The following is a 15,631-nucleotide window of genomic DNA, read 5'->3' as shown; positions in this document are numbered from 1 at the left end:
TTGGATTGGAAAAGTCCCGGGATTCGGAATGCTCATACGACGACTCACACCAACCCGGGACTTTCCTTTTTTACTATTTCAATATCCACATCAGTTCATTGACATTATCATTGCCGTTATACTGGCGGTCTACCGCTTCGTTGAGATTAGAACTGTTATAATCAAGTTCATTCTGCGGATACAGCCATCGTACCGGCAACCTGTCGGAAGGAACATTTTCATTCGTAGCCGGATTGAGCGGAAATTCCGGGTACCCGGTTCTGCGATTTTCATAAAAACCTTCCCTCGGAGCCTGCATAAATGTACAAATATATTTCTGGGTAATGATCTGCTCCAACTGCTCTTCGAAGGTTGCAGCAAACTGTACTGCCGGGGTATTATCGTAGTAGTTATCGATATAATTGGCATCCATCAACCGGCCATGATTAAATTCTTCCTTGTCGGGAGTGTTCTCCGCTACAAAAGACATTGCCGCCCGGATACCTTCCCTGTAAAAACTTTCCGCATTCCCGGAAATCCATCCGCGAATATTCCCTTCGGCAAGCATAAACTGTACTTGTGCATAACTCATTATAAATACCGGTTCTCCTTCCGGTATCTCCTTATACCTGTCATTGATATCCGAATAGTCTTCGGTAGCATGAATAGATTGCATATCCGCATACGGCATGGAAGGATCTGTCCCTTTATAAGCATCATAATCCGAAACATCGGCGCCTCCTTCTATCGCTACGGGTGAAGGAGCGGCATAGTAGAACAGGCGAAAGTCTTCGAATTCCTTTAATTTATCGATAATAACACCGGACACCATAGGATATATAACGGACTGGTTGCCCAACTTGTGAAAAGGATACATCTGGTTGGCTGCGTTTACGTACTTCAATTCGAAATTATCCTCGTTTCCCTGCATCATCGGACGGTTGTTCACTATTTCCGCAAAACGTTCCTTTACACTCAGGTCGCTGTCTCCTGTTTTCTTATGTAAATACAACAGCACTTTCAGTTCGAAGGCATTTACTGCTTTTCGCCATTGTCCGGTATTACCTTCGTAGATCATATCCCCGTCAAAATCCGCTCCTTCCGCAAAAAGTGCATCCGCTTTGTCCAATTCGTCCAGAATTCCCACAAAAACTGCCTTCTGTGCATCGTATACAGGCCTGAGATTATTTTCGCTCTCCCCTTTAAGCGCATCGCTGTACGGGATATCGCCAACCTCAATGGTTATATTGAAAAAATTAACGGCCCGGACAAAATGCCGCAATGCCCGGTACGAATTTACGATCCCCTCATCCAGACCTTCGGTGGATTCGGCATATGCTACCATTTTATCTGCGTCAACCAGCCTGTTCATCTTCTCAAAGTCCGAACGGTTGAACCTGTTGTATTGTTCGTTCCTGGGAAATTCGCTCCACAGGATGTACTTGCTGTACATATGCTGCCCCATAAAATTATCGGCAATATCTTCTCTGGTAATATTCAGGATTACCTGTGAAGCCAGGGTTTCCGGGCTTCCGGCAGTAATTCCGTCCGGGTCGGTATTTATTTCATCAAAATCACCCGTACACGCCGTATGGAGAAGAAGTAATAAAGCACTTCCTATAACTGCTTTTGTATATATACTTTTCATCTGTTTATTTTTTAGATTTATCTGGATTTGCTATATGCAGGTTAATGTTCAACCCTACAAACCGTTGTGAAGGGGAAGAAAGTTCGCTGTCATTATTAAAGTCCGGATCGGCAAAGCGGAAATCTTTGGTCCACAGAAATACATTCTGCGCTGTCAGGGAAACTCTTGCCCTGCTCATTCCCCAGCGCTCACTTACAGACTTCGGGAGCGTGTACCCTATGGCTATTTCGCGCAGTTTAAAGAAGGTGGCATCGGTAGCACCGAGGGTTCCGTCTCCGTAACGCCTGGCATAGGTTTCGTAAGACACCTCCGTATCGTTCGGGGCATAGGTACGCGTATCTTCTGCAATTCGGCCGTACTGGTCGTAGGTCACAGCGCCGGATACCACTTTCACACCATTACCCACATACGAGGTATTGCCGTTAACTACTTCGTCATACCTCCATTGATTATCGCTGTCCGGGTGTGCCCCGGTATCCCACATTTTATAGGAAGTCCGGTTATCCAAAGTTCCCCCCACACGTCCGTCAAAGCTCAGGTGAAAATCAAAATCCTTCCAGGTGAGTGAATTGGTAAAACCCCAGAAAAAATCCGGGTCTGTATATCCGAATACCGAACCGTAATCACTTTGTACCGGAAGTCCCCCGGTATTGTGAATAACATTGCCATCCGGATCGCGCAACCAGGCATTTCCTGTATAAGCATCTACTCTTCCTCCCGATTTTGTCCATAGATTGTTTGCCGAGTAATCCGGGTCCAGGTCTTTATAGTACAGATGTGTTTTTGACCAGTTTATACTCATATCCCAGGTAAAATCTTCTTTTTTGATGATCCCGGCATTCAGGGTAATTTCCAGACCTTTTCTCAGAAAAGTTTCTTGGGTATTTACGAGTATCCCGGAAAAACCGGAAGATTCTGCTATATTCGCATAGATCTGCCGGTCGTAATTGTAAACGTTGTAATACGCCACATCAAAATTCAGGCGATTCTTTAAAAAATAAGCGGCCGTCCCTATTTCCCAGGTCCTTTTTACTTCGGGAGAAATATCATCATCCTTCCGGATATTCCGGGTATAGCCAGCGCTGTTATAATCTCCCCAGGTTCCGATATTCAAACTGTAATTGATATTGGTATCATATACATCGAGATCTGCTTTGGACTGTGTCCAGGACCCCCTTACTTTCCAGAAGTCCATCCAATCGGGTAAAGTAGCCAGCTCATTGATCAGCACGCTTCCCGCTACCGAGGGATAGAAAAACGACCGGGTGGAAGCCGGGAGCGAGGAACTCCAGTCATTACGCCCGGTAACATCTACAAAAACAGCATCCTTCCACGAAAACGAAGCCAGTGCCAACAAGCTGTTTACCTGTTTGCTGGCCCTGGAGGAATATACATCCGGCCTTTCCTTGGAGTTATCCAGCGAGTATATCCCGGGAACTACCAATCCGTTCCGGGTGGAACTGCCCAGGTATTCGTTTTCCCACTTAAACATGGAGGCCCCTGCTGTCAAATCTACATCAAAATCGGTCCAGACATCCTTTTTCTCATAACTGAACAGTAAATCCGTATTCAGGCTGTATCCTTTAGACTGATCTACACTGTACATCCCGTTGGCATGCCATCCCCGGGTAGAGTTGATCCCGGGAGGGTTTCTCCTCCTATTGGTATTGGAATAGAAATCATATCCTACACGGGCCGTAATTTTGGCACCTTCAAAAGGTTTATAAGTGGACGTTAAGTTACCGTTTATCATATTGTTTTCCTGCCCGTTCAGTTTTTCATAGGCAATCAGGTAAGGGTTGTCATACCAGGCTTTGTAATGCCAGTTTTGTTGCTGATTAGGCACTACCCAGTAATCCCGGAATTTGGTGACATCGTATTCCGGTCCCGTCCACATCAATAATTGATAGATATACCCCTGGTCTCCGTATCCCGCTCCTGTAGTTTGCGGTGCGGTACTGCGGTTATATCCCAGGTTACTTTGCAGTTCAAAATCATCTCCGAGTTTTAGTTTCCCGGAAACATTGGCATTTAACCTGTTAAGGCGCAGGTTGGGGTATTGTCCTTTATTGTACACGTGTGTAAGGGATGTCCGTATAAACCCCAGATCTCCGGAACGGGCAAAACTTATGTTGTTATTGGCTATAAACCCGGGTTCGAGAAAATTCTTAAAGTTATCTTTTCCCCGTGAAGTCAATTCCATTACTTCCATCTGTTTGGTTTCGGGATTCCACTGTTCTTCCATAATCCCTGCATCCAGTTTATTTCCCCAGACGTAATCCACAGCATTGTACTCTCCCCCGATACCGGCGCTGTAAGAGTGTTGTACCTTGGGCAAAGCCAGGTAACCGGCAAAGATCATATTGTTACTGTTTACAGAAATACCGTTTCCTCCGCTTTTGGTAGTGATAATAATGGCTCCTCCGCCTCCGCGTATCCCGTAAAGCGCAGATGCCGTAGCCCCTTTAAGGACATCCATGCTTTCTATATCATCCGGGGCTATTTGCTGCAGGGTCATATTCTTATAAGGAACACCGTCTACTACAAGTAACGGATCGTCACCTGCCCCGCGTAATCGTATCTGCGGCGCCTGGTTAAACTCCGTACTGTTTTGTATACGAAGTCCTGCCACCTTACCGGTCAGTGAAGTGGCTACATCCACCCCTTTTACTTCCTGCACCGCATCACCGCCAACACGTTGCACGGCATATCCCAGTTTCTTTTCCTCCCTTTTTATACCGAGTGCCGTAACCACCACATTCTCCAGCGCCTGCACATCTTCTTCCATGGCTACGCTTATAGTGGTGCGTGTACCCACTGTTTCTTCTTTTCTTTGAAATCCGATGTAGCTGAACACCAATACACTCTCTGCATCCGGAACTACCAGTTCGTAATTCCCGTCCATATCGGTTATGGTTCCCTGTGGTCCGTTTTTTACGAAGACAGACACGCCCGGCAGGGGAAAACCGTCACCGGCAGATGTTACCTGTCCGCTTACCTGAATACCCTGGCTCGCCTGCTTTTGCCTGCTGTTGTGGTCACCTTCCACGGCAAACAACGCTGCAACATGCAGTAACGAGACCAGTAAAAACCCTGCTTTTACCCAAAGCGGATTCTCTCGTTTAATTTTGTTTTTCATTGTTAATCTGGTTTTAGTTAATTAGCATTAATTTATTCTCTCCTGCTTCTTTTTATGCAGACACCGGAAAATGTTCTTCGGGTTATCCGTCAGACCTAAAAAACACATAACACAGCGCCGTACACAAGCCAAAAGAATCAGGCAATAGAGGTCCTGTCATAAGTGTTATCGATAACATTTATGAAAAATCAGTATTAAATCACAAGTTTAAATATGTCTCAAATTATCCCCGCAAAGGTGCTGATAATAGTTGCTCTCCCGGTTTTCTTAAAGTAATAAAAAAGTTACGGTTACATTTACACCCGGCTTATCCCACTGTTTTTATTGCGACCGTTTTTCCATGCAAATCCTCTAAAAGTCAATTAACATGAACACACTATCTCATCTGTATTTTCAATTTTAATCTTAACACCCGCTTAATGTTATTTTTACAAAGGAGCTCTCCAATGGTATGCTTTAGGTTGCGTAAATGCCCGGATGCCCTGTACCGACAAGGTGGCTCCTACTCCCGAATTTCTTCGTCCCGACCACGGCACATACGGACTTACCCGGTCACAACAATTCCAGTAAACCGTACCGGCATCCATTGCGTTCAGAATAGTCCCGGCCCGTTGCTCGTCGGAAGAAAAAACTGCGGCGGTAAGTCCGTAAGCCGTGTCCTGCATCAGCGCTATAGCTTCTTCATCCGAACTTACCTTCTGCACTCCTATAACGGGTCCGAAAGACTCCTCTTTCATCACATCCATCCGGTGATCACAGTTGACCAGCACTGTCGGCTCAAAATAATATCCTTTTCGTTCCATGGGCAATCCTCCGGTTTTTAGTATGGCCCCTTTATGTACCGCGTCCTCTACCTGTTTGCGCAGCACTTCCAGCTGGGCTTTTCGCGTAACAGGGCCCACAAAAGTATCGGGAGACATCGGCTCCCCGATAGTATAGGAACGCACTTCCTCAACCAGCGCTTCTACAAATTGGTCGTAAATACGTTCCGATACGTAGAGGCGTTCCACGGCACAACAACTCTGCCCGTTATTGTAAAAAGCACCTTCCGCAGCATTTATTGCCGCCTGCTTGATGTCGGGTACATCGTCTGCAACATACAACGGGTCTTTTCCTCCCAATTCCAGTTGCACCGGTACCAGCTTATGTGCGACCGTTTCGGCTAGATGCCGGCCTGTCCGGTACGATCCGGTAAAAAAGTAGCCGTCAAAATTCATTTCCAGCATCGATTGTCCCAACGCCCCGCCTCCTGTCACACATTGAAAGACATCTTCCGGAACGCCGGCAAGATGCAGGTATTTCTCAAATTGTTTACCGGTCATCATGGCGTATTCCGACGGTTTATACATCACCGCATTGCCCGCCGTAAGCGCGTATAAAAACACATTATAACCCACATTATACGGAAAATTCCATGCGGATATATTGGCTATCACTCCCAGGGGTTCGTAACGGATTTTTTCGTGTGTACTGCCCGTATCTATCATAACCTCATCTGCCAGGGCCCGGAGGGCATACGCCGATAAGTGCTCTATCCGGTTATGAGCCCCTGCGATCTCATTCCTTGATTGTTGTATGGGTTTACCGGTTTCAGCGGTGAGCACCACTGCGAGTTCTTCTTTATTTTCCTGTACCAGGCTCCCGAATTTTTTTATGCATTCCAGGCGTTCTTCTACCGGGCGTGCAGACCATCTTTTTTGTCCCGCTTTTAATGCTTCAAATTTACCGGAAAGAATTTCCGGGGTATCTTCTTTCCAATCGGCAATCAATTCTCCCGTAGCAGGGTTAAGTATATTCATGGCTAATATTTTACGTGTTCTAGAAATGCGTTATAGAGGATATCTTCATGTATTAATTCTTCCCGGAGTGTATGCGTGAATTCAGGATGCCACTGCACTCCCATGACCTTGCCTTCCGGGGCTTCGGTATAGCCGAAAGCTTCTATTAACCCGTCGGGGGATGTGGCATAAACTTCCAGGTTTTTTCCCGGTTCTTTAACGGCCTGGTGATGTACCGTATTTACATAAGGCCGGGATTCGTCTTTATACAGCCTGTCCAGGTAGCTGCCGGGCACAAAATTTACCGGGTGCTTTATGGTATCGTACAGTTCTGCCGAGCGATGTTCTTCTTTCCCTGTGGTCTGGGTAGCGATATCCTGGTACAAGGTCCCGCCGAAATATACATTCATCAGTTGCATCCCCCGGCAAATGGCCAGGACGGGTTTATCGTTCTTCACGGCAAAATCCAGAATATACAGTTCGTACCTGTCCCGGTAGGCATCTCCTTTCCATCGTCCTATGGGAGTTTCTCCGTAAGTCTCCGGGGCAAGGTCTGTGCCGCCCTGGAAGACAAAACCATCCATTTCCGCCAGAATATCGTCCATAAGAACGACATCAACATCCGGAAGCAAAACAGGTAATATTCCCTTACGGGTAACAAAGCGGGCCATGTCGCTTTCCAGATAACCCAAGGACTTGGGTCCGAAGACATTCCGCTGCCTGTCAGGGTACATAAAACAGGAGGTGATCCCTATCTTTTTCATCTTTTACAATGCTTCTTTATACAGATTATTAAAATCTTCCCGGGTCACCCGTTTCGGATTATTCGGATGGCAAAAGTCGGCAATGGCCAGGTCGGACAATTCTTCGATATGTTTTTCTTCCACTCCGATACCGGAAAGCCTGGAAGGCAAGTCGAGTTTATCATTCAATTCAAAAAGATATGCCACAACTTTACTGCCTTGCCCTGCTCCGAGGCCCAAAGCATAAGCCATCGTATCGAACCTATCCTCGGACTTTTCATAGTTAAACCGCATACCGTAGGGCAGGTTTACGGCATTGGCCAGACCATGATGTGTATCCAGTAAACCGGAAAGGGGATGAGCAAGACTGTGTACAACTCCAAGCCCCTTCTGAAAGGCTACGGCCCCCATCAGGGATGCCAGCAGCATTTTGGCCCGGGATTCCACATCGGGATTTTTCGTGGCCTTTTCCAGCGATCGGGCTATAAGCCCCATACCTTCCAGGGCTATACCGTCGCACATCGGGTGAAATCCTTTGGCGAGATAAGCTTCAAGATTGTGTGTCAGGGCATCCATACCCGTTGCCGCCGTAATAAAAGGTGGTAATTCCATAGTCAGCAGCGGATCGGCAAATACGATTCTTGCCATCAGTTTCGGACTGAACAATATCCGTTTCTTTTTGGTTTCGTCTTCGGATATAATGGCGCTCCTGCCAACTTCACTCCCGGTTCCGGCAGTAGTAGGTACGGTTACGAAATGAGGTACTTCACCGGTGACATATTTATCCCCGCCGATCAGATCGTCATAGTCGAAAAGGTCCCGGCGGTGATTCACCCGTAATACAATGGCACGGGCAACATCGAGAGCTACTCCACCGCCTATTCCCACAACACTGTCCCTGCCGGTCTGCTCATATACATCACCTCCTTTGAGCACATCCGATTTCACCGGGTTCTTGTGCATCTCATTAAACACCTCAACACTCAGACCCGTTTGTTCAAGGTCCTTTACGATCTTCCTGAAAAAATCCAGTTCAGACACCACTGGGTCCGTAACCAATAGCGGTTTTTCAAGACCGTTTTCTTTTAAATATGTGCCCAATTCACTTACTACCCCGGCTCCGAACCGGATGGGGGCAGGAAAATTAAATCCGTATACTTTATTTATATCTATCATCTTATATCAAATAATCTCAAAATATCGCTTGGTCTCCCAGTCGGTAACCTCGGCTGAAAATTGCCGCCATTCCCATTCGCGCGTACTGGCAAAATGAGCTATAAATTCCTGTCCGAACAATTCATTGGCCAGGCCGGAGTTTTTCATACGCAATGTCGCTTCATACAGGTTTGCCGGGAGGATCCCGTTATCCTTGTTTTCATAACCATTGTCTTTGGTGTCGGGAATTTCAAGCTTCAATCCTTTTTTTATTCCGTACAACCCGCTGGCCAGGCATCCGGCCATGGCGAGATAAGGATTAACATCGGACCCCACCACCCTGTGCTCTATCCGGGCCGACTTTTCGGAAGCGGTCAGGGCGCGCAACGCAACGGTCCGGTTATCCCGGCCCCAGGTAATGGTGGTGGGCGCCCAGGCGCCTTCTACAAGCCGCTTGTAACTGTTTATCGTAGGCGCGAAAAGGGGCAATATATCCGGAAGGCAGTATAACTGACCCGCGAGGAAACTCTTCATAAGAGCACTCATATTGCCGGTATCAGAAGCATCGAAAAACAGGTTTTTCTTTTTATCCGCATCCCATAAGCTCTGGTGTACATGTCCGCCACACCCCGGTAGCTCCCTGGATTGTTTGGCCATAAAACTTGCCGTAATACCGTGCCGGCAGGCTATTTCTTTGGTTGCTGCTTTAAACAGTGTAGCCCTGTCTGCCGCTTCCAGGATATCACTATATAAAATGGCAGCTTCGGTAACACCGGGGCCCGTTTCGGTATGAAGCCCTTCGAGAGGCACCCGGAAATCTTCGAGCTGATCGAAGAGATCATGAAAAAAGCTGCTGTTCTCCGACATCTTCAAAACAGAATAACCGAACATCCCGGGCATCATAGCCTGCGGGTACTTAAAATCCTTTTCATGAAGGGCGTCTGTAGTTTCCCTGTAATTGAACCATTCGAACTCCTGCGAATACATCGGTTTGTATCCCAGGCTTTCGGCCTCGGTCATTACTTTTTTGAGGAGATTCCTGGGACAAAGAATACCTCCGGGGCCTTCCTGGCTAAAATCTCCCAGAAAAAAAGGAATATTTCCTTCCCACGGCACTTCCCTATAGGTGTTTATATCTATACTTGCGTCAAAATCCCCATATCCCATATGCCAGCCTACCGCTTTGGTATTGTCGTAAGCGCTGTCATTAACATCCCATCCGAAAACCACCGAACAAAATCCGAATCCATTCTCCAGGGCAGAGAGAAATTTATCTCTATGCATAAACTTTCCCCGCAAAACACCATCTATGTCGGTAACGGCAATCTTTATCCTGGTGTGTTTACTTTCTTTTAATCTGGCAATTATCTCTTGTTTGTTCATAATGCGGAATAACTCATTTTTTTATTCAGGAATACTAAAAAGTACACATAGGACAACCCTACGATACCTAAGAAGATCAAAGCCAGTCCCGGGTAATTATAGGACATGGCTATCATGGCAATAACTGCTATAACCAATGCGGTCGCCGGAAACAAGGGATATAACGGCACCCGGAACGGTCGCTCCATACCGGGCTCTTTGCGCCGCAGTGCGAAAAAGGAGATCATGGACACGATATACAGACCAAGGGCTCCGAAACAGGCTATTGTTATGATATCGCCCGTTTTTCCGGTAATCAGGGCCACAATACCTACCAATGTATTTGCTATCAATGCATTTGCCGGAGTCCGGAATTTAGGATGTACTTTACCCAATATCCGGGGTGCATAACCTACCCTTCCGAATTCAAAAGTAGCTCTGCCCCCGGCCAGGATAATGCCGTGAAAGGAAGCGACAAGCCCTAAAAGGCCTATACCTATGAGCAACTTGTATAAAATATGTCCTTCTGCAATAATTCTGGACAATGCCAGCGGCAGGGGCGAATCTGACGCCACGGTACTCCCCTGCGGATACACGATGGCCTCCCAACCCGCCACACCTACGGCCGAGACGAACGTTAACACACACAACAATACAAGTGTAACGATGGCAGAACCAAAGCCCAGAAGCACATTCCGTTGCGGATTAATGGTTTCCTCGGCTACATTGGCCACCCCTTCGATAGCGAGAAAAAACCAGATAGCAAAAGGAATGGCCGCAAATATTCCGGCAAAACCATCCGGCATGGGGTTAATGCTTAAATTCGCGGAATCAAATTCGGGAAGTGCAACCCCGGCAAAGATCAGCAACTCCGCTATGGCCAATATAGTAATCACCAGTTCAAAAGAAGCTGCAAACTTCACTCCGAGGATATTGATCCCTGTAAATATAATGTAAGCGCCTATGGCAAATACCATAAGATTGACAGAAGGATATAACAGGTTCAGGTAAGCGCCTATCGCCGCTGCAATGGCAGGAGGCGCAAATACAAATTCGATATTCTGGGCAATCCCGGCCACAAAACCCAGATGTTTTCCCAAACCCCGGTTAGCATATTCGAAAGCCCCGCCGGCCTTGGGAATGGCACAGGCCATTTCGGTATAGCTAAAAGTAAAGGTAAAATACATGATAATGATGAAAAAAGTGGCTATGGCCAGACCATAAGTCCCTCCTTTTTCCAATCCCAGGTTCCATCCGAAATACATCCCAGAAATCACATATCCTACTCCGAGTCCCCACAACATAAGGGGGGTCAGAGCCTTATTTAGCTGAACTTCACTCATGGTTGATTATTGTTTACCGTTTCCGGTTAGTTGTCGTGTAAAACTTACGGAGGCCGGACTTTTAGGCTCTTCTGTGCATAGTTCCCGATACGCTATTATAGCTGCCGAAGAAAGACCTCTCCTATATTTCTTAAGATACCCGTTAAGGTAACAAATTGCCGGAGGAATACATTTTGTTTTCCGGATAAAAATTATTAAAAACCTATTGATTCCGTGTAAATCTACCAAAAAACACAATTATACAATAACAAATATTATAATTTTTGTTATTTTTGGAATATAAATCTATTCTCTTTAATAACATCCATAATAAAACACTAAATATTTCAGCTTAACACTTCATATTCAGAATAAAATTACTAGAACATGAAACTAGACGATAAAGACTTAAAGATCCTATCTCTTTTACAGGAAGATGCCAACATAAGTAATAAAGAACTTGCGGCAGCAACGGGACTTACGGTAACCCCGGTATACGAAAGGATCAAAAAGCTGAATTTCATGGCGTTACTCAAAAAGAAGGTCTTTATACTCGATCGGAAGAAATTAGGGCTTAATGTCATGGCCCTGGTATTTGTGAATATAGAAAAGCATTCGGAAGAAGGGGCGCTCACGTTTATGAACGGAGTAAAAAAATTCCCCGAGGTCGTGGAATGTCTTCACATTACGGGGGCATATGATTTTCTGCTAAAGGTATACGCCAAGGACATCGATCATTTTCACGAATTCAATTTTAAAAAACTCGCTTCCATCAAGAATGTCCGGCATATGGAAAGCCATTTTGTGATGAACGAAGTCATCAATACAACGAGCTTTCCCCTTTTTGCCTGAAATGTCATGATCTCCCGAACCTCCATTACCGTCATATTCAACGGTCCCTTAGTCTCTTTTGCACAGAACTCGTTGCGGCTTTTCCCGGTTGACTAAAAAATAAATACTTTTGTCCCTCGCCCGAAATCTGTCCGCAATCCTTTCACCATGGAAAAAAGAGAAAAAATACTCGATGCCGCTTTGGGCCTCATTATAAGCCAGGGATTACAGCATACGCCCATGTCGCAGATAGCAGACAGGGCGGAAGTCGGCATGGGCAGTGTGTACAAGCGCTTCAGGAATAAGGAAGATATTGTCAATGGTATTTATGTAAAGATCAAAACAGAAGAAGCTGCGGTGATCTTTGTTAATTACGACAAAAACAATGGGGTTGAAAAAACCTTCCGGGATGTATACGGGCGCATGATCGAATACTTTCTGCAAAACCCCCTGAAGTTTAATTTTATAAGTCAGTACGCCTTTTCGCCTGTCATTGAAAAAAAGACACAGCAAAAGGCCATGTCCCGGTTCCATCCTTTTGACGAAATGTATGCCCGGGGACTGGAACAAGGGCTTTTCAAAGACCTTCAGCCCGGGCACCTCACCTACTTTGTTTTCGGTTCCGTGTGTTATTGGCTGAAGTGTGCTTCCGAACTCCGGATCACGGTAGATCATAAGCTCAGGGCACAGTTCCTGCAAATGGCGTGGGACTCGGTTAAAAAGTAGGAGACCTCCTCATTAACTTTTTTTTAACAAATACTGAACGAATATTCAGTCTGAACCTCATAATTTTGGTCATATGTCTAATTTAAAACACGATAACAATGGCTAAAATTGCGCTAAAAGACAAAGTAACCGTAGTGGCCGGTGGTGCCAAAAACCTCGGCGGACTCATCAGTACTTCTTTTGCCAAAGAGGGATCGGATATACTCATCCATTATAACAGCGACGCCAGCCAACAGGCTGCTGAAGAAACAAAAAAGGAAGTGGAAGCATTGGGACGAAAAGCCGTACTTTTCCAGGCAGACCTGACCAAACCGGATAATGTCGCAGAACTCTTTCGTGTTGCCAAAGAGGAATTCGGACGCGTGGATATAGCGGTTAACACCGTTGGTATGGTATTGCGGAAGCCTATTGCGGAAACGACGGAAGAAGAATACGATTCTATGTTCGGCATCAACTCCAAAGCCGCTTACTTTTTTATCAAGGAAGCCGGAAAGAACCTGGAAAAAGACGGGAAGATCATTACCATAGTCACCTCACTACTCGCGGCTTTCACCGATGGATATTCTACTTATGCGGGAGGTAAAGCCCCCGTAGAACATTTTACCCGGGCTGCCGCCAAAGAATTCGGCACAAAAGGTATTTCCGTTACCGCCATTGGCCCCGGCCCTATGGATACGCCCTTCTTTTACGGACAGGAAACACCGGAACGGGTGGAGTTCCATAAATCTCAGGCCATGAACAGCTTTCTTACGGTCATCGAAGACATTGTACCCATAGTAAAATTCCTGGCCACGGATGGTTGGTGGATTACCGGGCAAACCATTTTTGCCAACGGGGGATATACTACACGATAATCCTACTCCCAAAAACAAGGTGGACATTCGCTTCACCTTGTTTCTTTACCCGGGCCTTCAGGTATATCCGTACTTAGTAACTATAAGAACACAACGAAAATTGCCGCCTAAAAATCAAATGTATGGTTACCGTAACTAAAATCATAAATTCTGCTTTGATTGCCATAGCGGTATTCATGGGACTTAAACAGGGATGGGCCATGCTTTCGGTATCCCCGAAAATGACCGAAATGTTCGGTAAGTGGAACTTTTCCCCGACAGGGCTGAAAATGCTGGGGCTGTTGACCATATGCAGTGCGCTGATGATTTTGTTCTCCAAAACCTTTGTATACGGCAATGTTCTCATGGCATCCACTATACTTCTCATTATAGGTTTCCACCTCAGGGATGGTGACTTAAAAGGAGTGGCCATCGAACTCCCGTTCCTGCTTCTCCATCTCATTATCATATATCTCAAATATCCTTTACCTTTTAAAAACATTCCCAATACCTGAATTATCGAACGATCGAAACGCATTAATACACAACATTAAAATGATATAAACTATGGACACAAGTCAACTCACCCATAAAACCGTTAAGAATGCCTTTGACGCACTGCAAAAGGGAGACAGAGAAACCTGGTCGTCTTTGTTCACTGCCGATGCCGAGTTATACGATGACGGTAACCTCAGGGATCTTAAGGCATTTAATAAAAGCGCTATAGGTCATGAACGCTTTACCTCTGTTGACAAAGTGGAGAATAACGGAAAAGATATCTACGGCCGGTTTCATTCCGATCAATGGGGTGACTTCAAAACATATTTTAAATTCTCCGTGAATGACGACGGAAAAATATACCGACTGGATATCGGGCAGGCCGATTATTAAAATTTGCCGTATTTTTATGGTATTGTGAAAACTAAAGAGGCTATTGCACTTATAGAACCTGCCGGAAACAAGCTGACATCATCCGGAAACTGGGCAGACCTGGGTTGTGGAACCGGGCTGTTTTCCATAGCCCTGTCCTATTACCTGCCAAACGGCAGTACCGTTTTTGCCGTAGATAAAACCAAGTCTTTTCGCCCGGATACCGGGAAGGTAAGGTTTATACAGGCCGACTTTCTTAAAGACACTCTTCCCCTGGAAGAACTGGACGGTATACTGATGGCCAATTCCCTGCATTATGTCAAGGACCAGTCCGTTTTTCTAAGAAGTTTACACCCTTATCTGAAACCGGGCGCTAGGTTCATTATCATAGAATATGACAAAACCGTTCCGGTATCTGCATGGGTTCCCTACCCGGTAAGTTTTGCCCGGCTCGGGCAACTGTTCCGTTCCCTGGGCTACACTTCCGTAGAAAAGATCGGGGAAAAGGCCTCTCTTTACGGGAACGATATGCTCTATGCCGCCCTTATAGCACCTTGAAGCCTATGAAAAAAAACTATTGGAATATCCTCACAAAGAAAAAGTACGAGTTTTTACTCATAGCTTTATTGCTACACCTGTATATCGGCGTCTTCTTTACCAATCTCGAATTTTACGCACATGTGATATGGCCGTTGAATATGATATTGCTCGGAATTTTCAGTATTGGTGTCTTTTCCTGTAAGAACCGTACCTGGCGGGCCATCCGGAATATTCTTTTTGTCCTTGTCGTCGCCATCCCGGCAGCCTCGTCCTTCCTGGAACCCGATGCCTGGTTTATGCAGGTGGTAAGTGCAACCCACATAGCATTTTATATCATTATTTTTATGGAAATTTTACGCTACCTGGTTAAACCCGGAAACATAAGCCTGGATATTGTTTCCGCTTCAGCCTGTGGCTACCTGCTTCTTATTGAGATCGGCATCTTTACCATGCAGCTGGTCTACTACTCCGTCCCGGATTCATTTACCGGGATAGATACGGATAACTTTATTACCATTTACCTGGACCTGGTCTATTTTTGCAATATTACCCTGACCACCATAGGATACGGGGACATCACTCCTAACAATCACTTTTCCAAGCTGACCACTGCCATGCTGGGATTGGCAGGCCAGTTTTATACCGTAGTTCTCATCGGTATTATGATAAGCAAGTACACTTCTATACAAAACAGTAAATAACCAA

The 15,631-nt window shown here is 45.8% G+C and carries 14 protein-coding genes; 7 read left to right on the top strand and 7 right to left on the bottom strand.

The features are described from left to right. Positions 1-73: 73 nt before the first annotated feature. The 7 genes from ACVBDY_RS00165 to eat all read right to left on the bottom strand — a co-directional run bounded on the left by ACVBDY_RS00165 (position 74) and on the right by eat (position 11,147). Positions 74-1,627: a SusD/RagB family nutrient-binding outer membrane lipoprotein gene (locus tag ACVBDY_RS00165; protein ID WP_447173463.1), complete on the bottom strand. Its 1,554-nt coding sequence runs from the start codon at positions 1,625-1,627 to the stop codon at positions 74-76. A 4-nt stretch (positions 1,628-1,631) separates the two neighbouring features. Next, complete coding sequence (locus ACVBDY_RS00160; protein ID WP_447173462.1) at positions 1,632-4,766, bottom strand: SusC/RagA family TonB-linked outer membrane protein; 3,135 nt, start codon at positions 4,764-4,766, stop codon at positions 1,632-1,634. A 428-nt stretch (positions 4,767-5,194) separates the two neighbouring features. Continuing rightward, positions 5,195-6,565, bottom strand: a complete 1,371-nt coding sequence (locus ACVBDY_RS00155; RefSeq protein WP_447173461.1) for an aldehyde dehydrogenase family protein — start codon at positions 6,563-6,565, stop codon at positions 5,195-5,197. A 2-nt stretch (positions 6,566-6,567) separates the two neighbouring features. Beyond that, a complete protein-coding gene (locus tag ACVBDY_RS00150) occupies positions 6,568-7,308 on the bottom strand; it encodes a gamma-glutamyl-gamma-aminobutyrate hydrolase family protein (RefSeq protein WP_447173460.1) in 741 nt (246 codons plus the stop codon). 3 nt (positions 7,309-7,311) lie between these two features. Then, the gene (locus ACVBDY_RS00145; protein WP_447173459.1) at positions 7,312-8,463 is read right to left on the bottom strand and encodes an iron-containing alcohol dehydrogenase; all 1,152 of its coding nucleotides are present in this window, start codon (positions 8,461-8,463) and stop codon (positions 7,312-7,314) included. 6 nt (positions 8,464-8,469) lie between these two features. Next, on the bottom strand, positions 8,470-9,825 hold the full coding sequence (locus ACVBDY_RS00140; RefSeq protein ID WP_447173458.1) for a glutamine synthetase family protein: 1,356 nt from the start codon (positions 9,823-9,825) through the stop codon (positions 8,470-8,472). After that, entirely contained in the window at positions 9,822-11,147 is a 1,326-nt protein-coding gene (gene eat / locus ACVBDY_RS00135) for an ethanolamine permease (protein WP_447173457.1), read from the bottom strand. The genes ACVBDY_RS00140 and eat overlap by 4 nt, the downstream gene beginning before the upstream one ends. Positions 11,148-11,513: 366 nt before the next feature. Between eat and ACVBDY_RS00130 the strand changes: the two genes are divergently transcribed. The 7 genes from ACVBDY_RS00130 (at position 11,514) to ACVBDY_RS00100 (ending at position 15,627) form a co-directional block, all read left to right on the top strand. Next, entirely contained in the window at positions 11,514-11,978 is a 465-nt protein-coding gene (locus ACVBDY_RS00130) for an Lrp/AsnC family transcriptional regulator (protein ID WP_447173456.1), read from the top strand. 147 nt (positions 11,979-12,125) lie between these two features. Beyond that, a complete protein-coding gene (locus tag ACVBDY_RS00125) occupies positions 12,126-12,683 on the top strand; it encodes a TetR/AcrR family transcriptional regulator (protein ID WP_447173455.1) in 558 nt (185 codons plus the stop codon). Between the two features lie 98 nt (positions 12,684-12,781). After that, complete coding sequence (locus ACVBDY_RS00120; protein WP_447173454.1) at positions 12,782-13,537, top strand: SDR family oxidoreductase; 756 nt, start codon at positions 12,782-12,784, stop codon at positions 13,535-13,537. Positions 13,538-13,659: 122 nt separating this feature from the next. Continuing rightward, a complete protein-coding gene (locus ACVBDY_RS00115; RefSeq protein WP_447173453.1) occupies positions 13,660-14,031 on the top strand; it encodes a DoxX family protein in 372 nt (123 codons plus the stop codon). Positions 14,032-14,083: 52 nt separating this feature from the next. Next, entirely contained in the window at positions 14,084-14,407 is a 324-nt protein-coding gene (locus ACVBDY_RS00110) for a nuclear transport factor 2-like protein (protein WP_447173452.1), read from the top strand. A 24-nt stretch (positions 14,408-14,431) separates the two neighbouring features. Further along, positions 14,432-14,944 carry a class I SAM-dependent methyltransferase gene (locus ACVBDY_RS00105; RefSeq protein WP_447173451.1) on the top strand — a complete coding sequence of 171 codons (513 nt, stop codon included), beginning with the start codon at positions 14,432-14,434 and terminating at the stop codon, positions 14,942-14,944. Between the two features lie 5 nt (positions 14,945-14,949). After that, a complete protein-coding gene (locus tag ACVBDY_RS00100) occupies positions 14,950-15,627 on the top strand; it encodes a potassium channel family protein (RefSeq protein WP_447173450.1) in 678 nt (225 codons plus the stop codon). The last annotated feature ends 4 nt before the right edge of the window (positions 15,628-15,631 follow it).

Source organism: Sinomicrobium halophytocola, assembly GCF_052983395.1.
The sequence above is the reverse complement of the archived record's forward strand: the minus strand, read 5'-3'. Positions and strand labels throughout refer to the sequence as shown.

Bases quoted from the DNA above. Each gene is read 5' to 3' on its own strand.
- ACVBDY_RS00165 (WP_447173463.1), bottom strand. From the start codon at position 1,627: ATGAAAAGTATATATACAAAAGCAGTTATAGGAAGTGCTTTATTACTT.
- ACVBDY_RS00160 (WP_447173462.1), bottom strand. From the start codon at position 4,766: ATGAAAAACAAAATTAAACGAGAGAATCCGCTTTGGGTAAAAGCAGGG.
- ACVBDY_RS00155 (WP_447173461.1), bottom strand. From the start codon at position 6,565: ATGAATATACTTAACCCTGCTACGGGAGAATTGATTGCCGATTGGAAA.
- ACVBDY_RS00150 (WP_447173460.1), bottom strand. From the start codon at position 7,308: ATGAAAAAGATAGGGATCACCTCCTGTTTTATGTACCCTGACAGGCAG.
- ACVBDY_RS00145 (WP_447173459.1), bottom strand. From the start codon at position 8,463: ATGATAGATATAAATAAAGTATACGGATTTAATTTTCCTGCCCCCATC.
- ACVBDY_RS00140 (WP_447173458.1), bottom strand. From the start codon at position 9,825: ATGAACAAACAAGAGATAATTGCCAGATTAAAAGAAAGTAAACACACC.
- eat (WP_447173457.1), bottom strand. From the start codon at position 11,147: ATGAGTGAAGTTCAGCTAAATAAGGCTCTGACCCCCCTTATGTTGTGG.
- ACVBDY_RS00130 (WP_447173456.1), top strand. From the start codon at position 11,514: ATGAAACTAGACGATAAAGACTTAAAGATCCTATCTCTTTTACAGGAA.
- ACVBDY_RS00125 (WP_447173455.1), top strand. From the start codon at position 12,126: ATGGAAAAAAGAGAAAAAATACTCGATGCCGCTTTGGGCCTCATTATA.
- ACVBDY_RS00120 (WP_447173454.1), top strand. From the start codon at position 12,782: ATGGCTAAAATTGCGCTAAAAGACAAAGTAACCGTAGTGGCCGGTGGT.
- ACVBDY_RS00115 (WP_447173453.1), top strand. From the start codon at position 13,660: ATGGTTACCGTAACTAAAATCATAAATTCTGCTTTGATTGCCATAGCG.
- ACVBDY_RS00110 (WP_447173452.1), top strand. From the start codon at position 14,084: ATGGACACAAGTCAACTCACCCATAAAACCGTTAAGAATGCCTTTGAC.
- ACVBDY_RS00100 (WP_447173450.1), top strand. From the start codon at position 14,950: ATGAAAAAAAACTATTGGAATATCCTCACAAAGAAAAAGTACGAGTTT.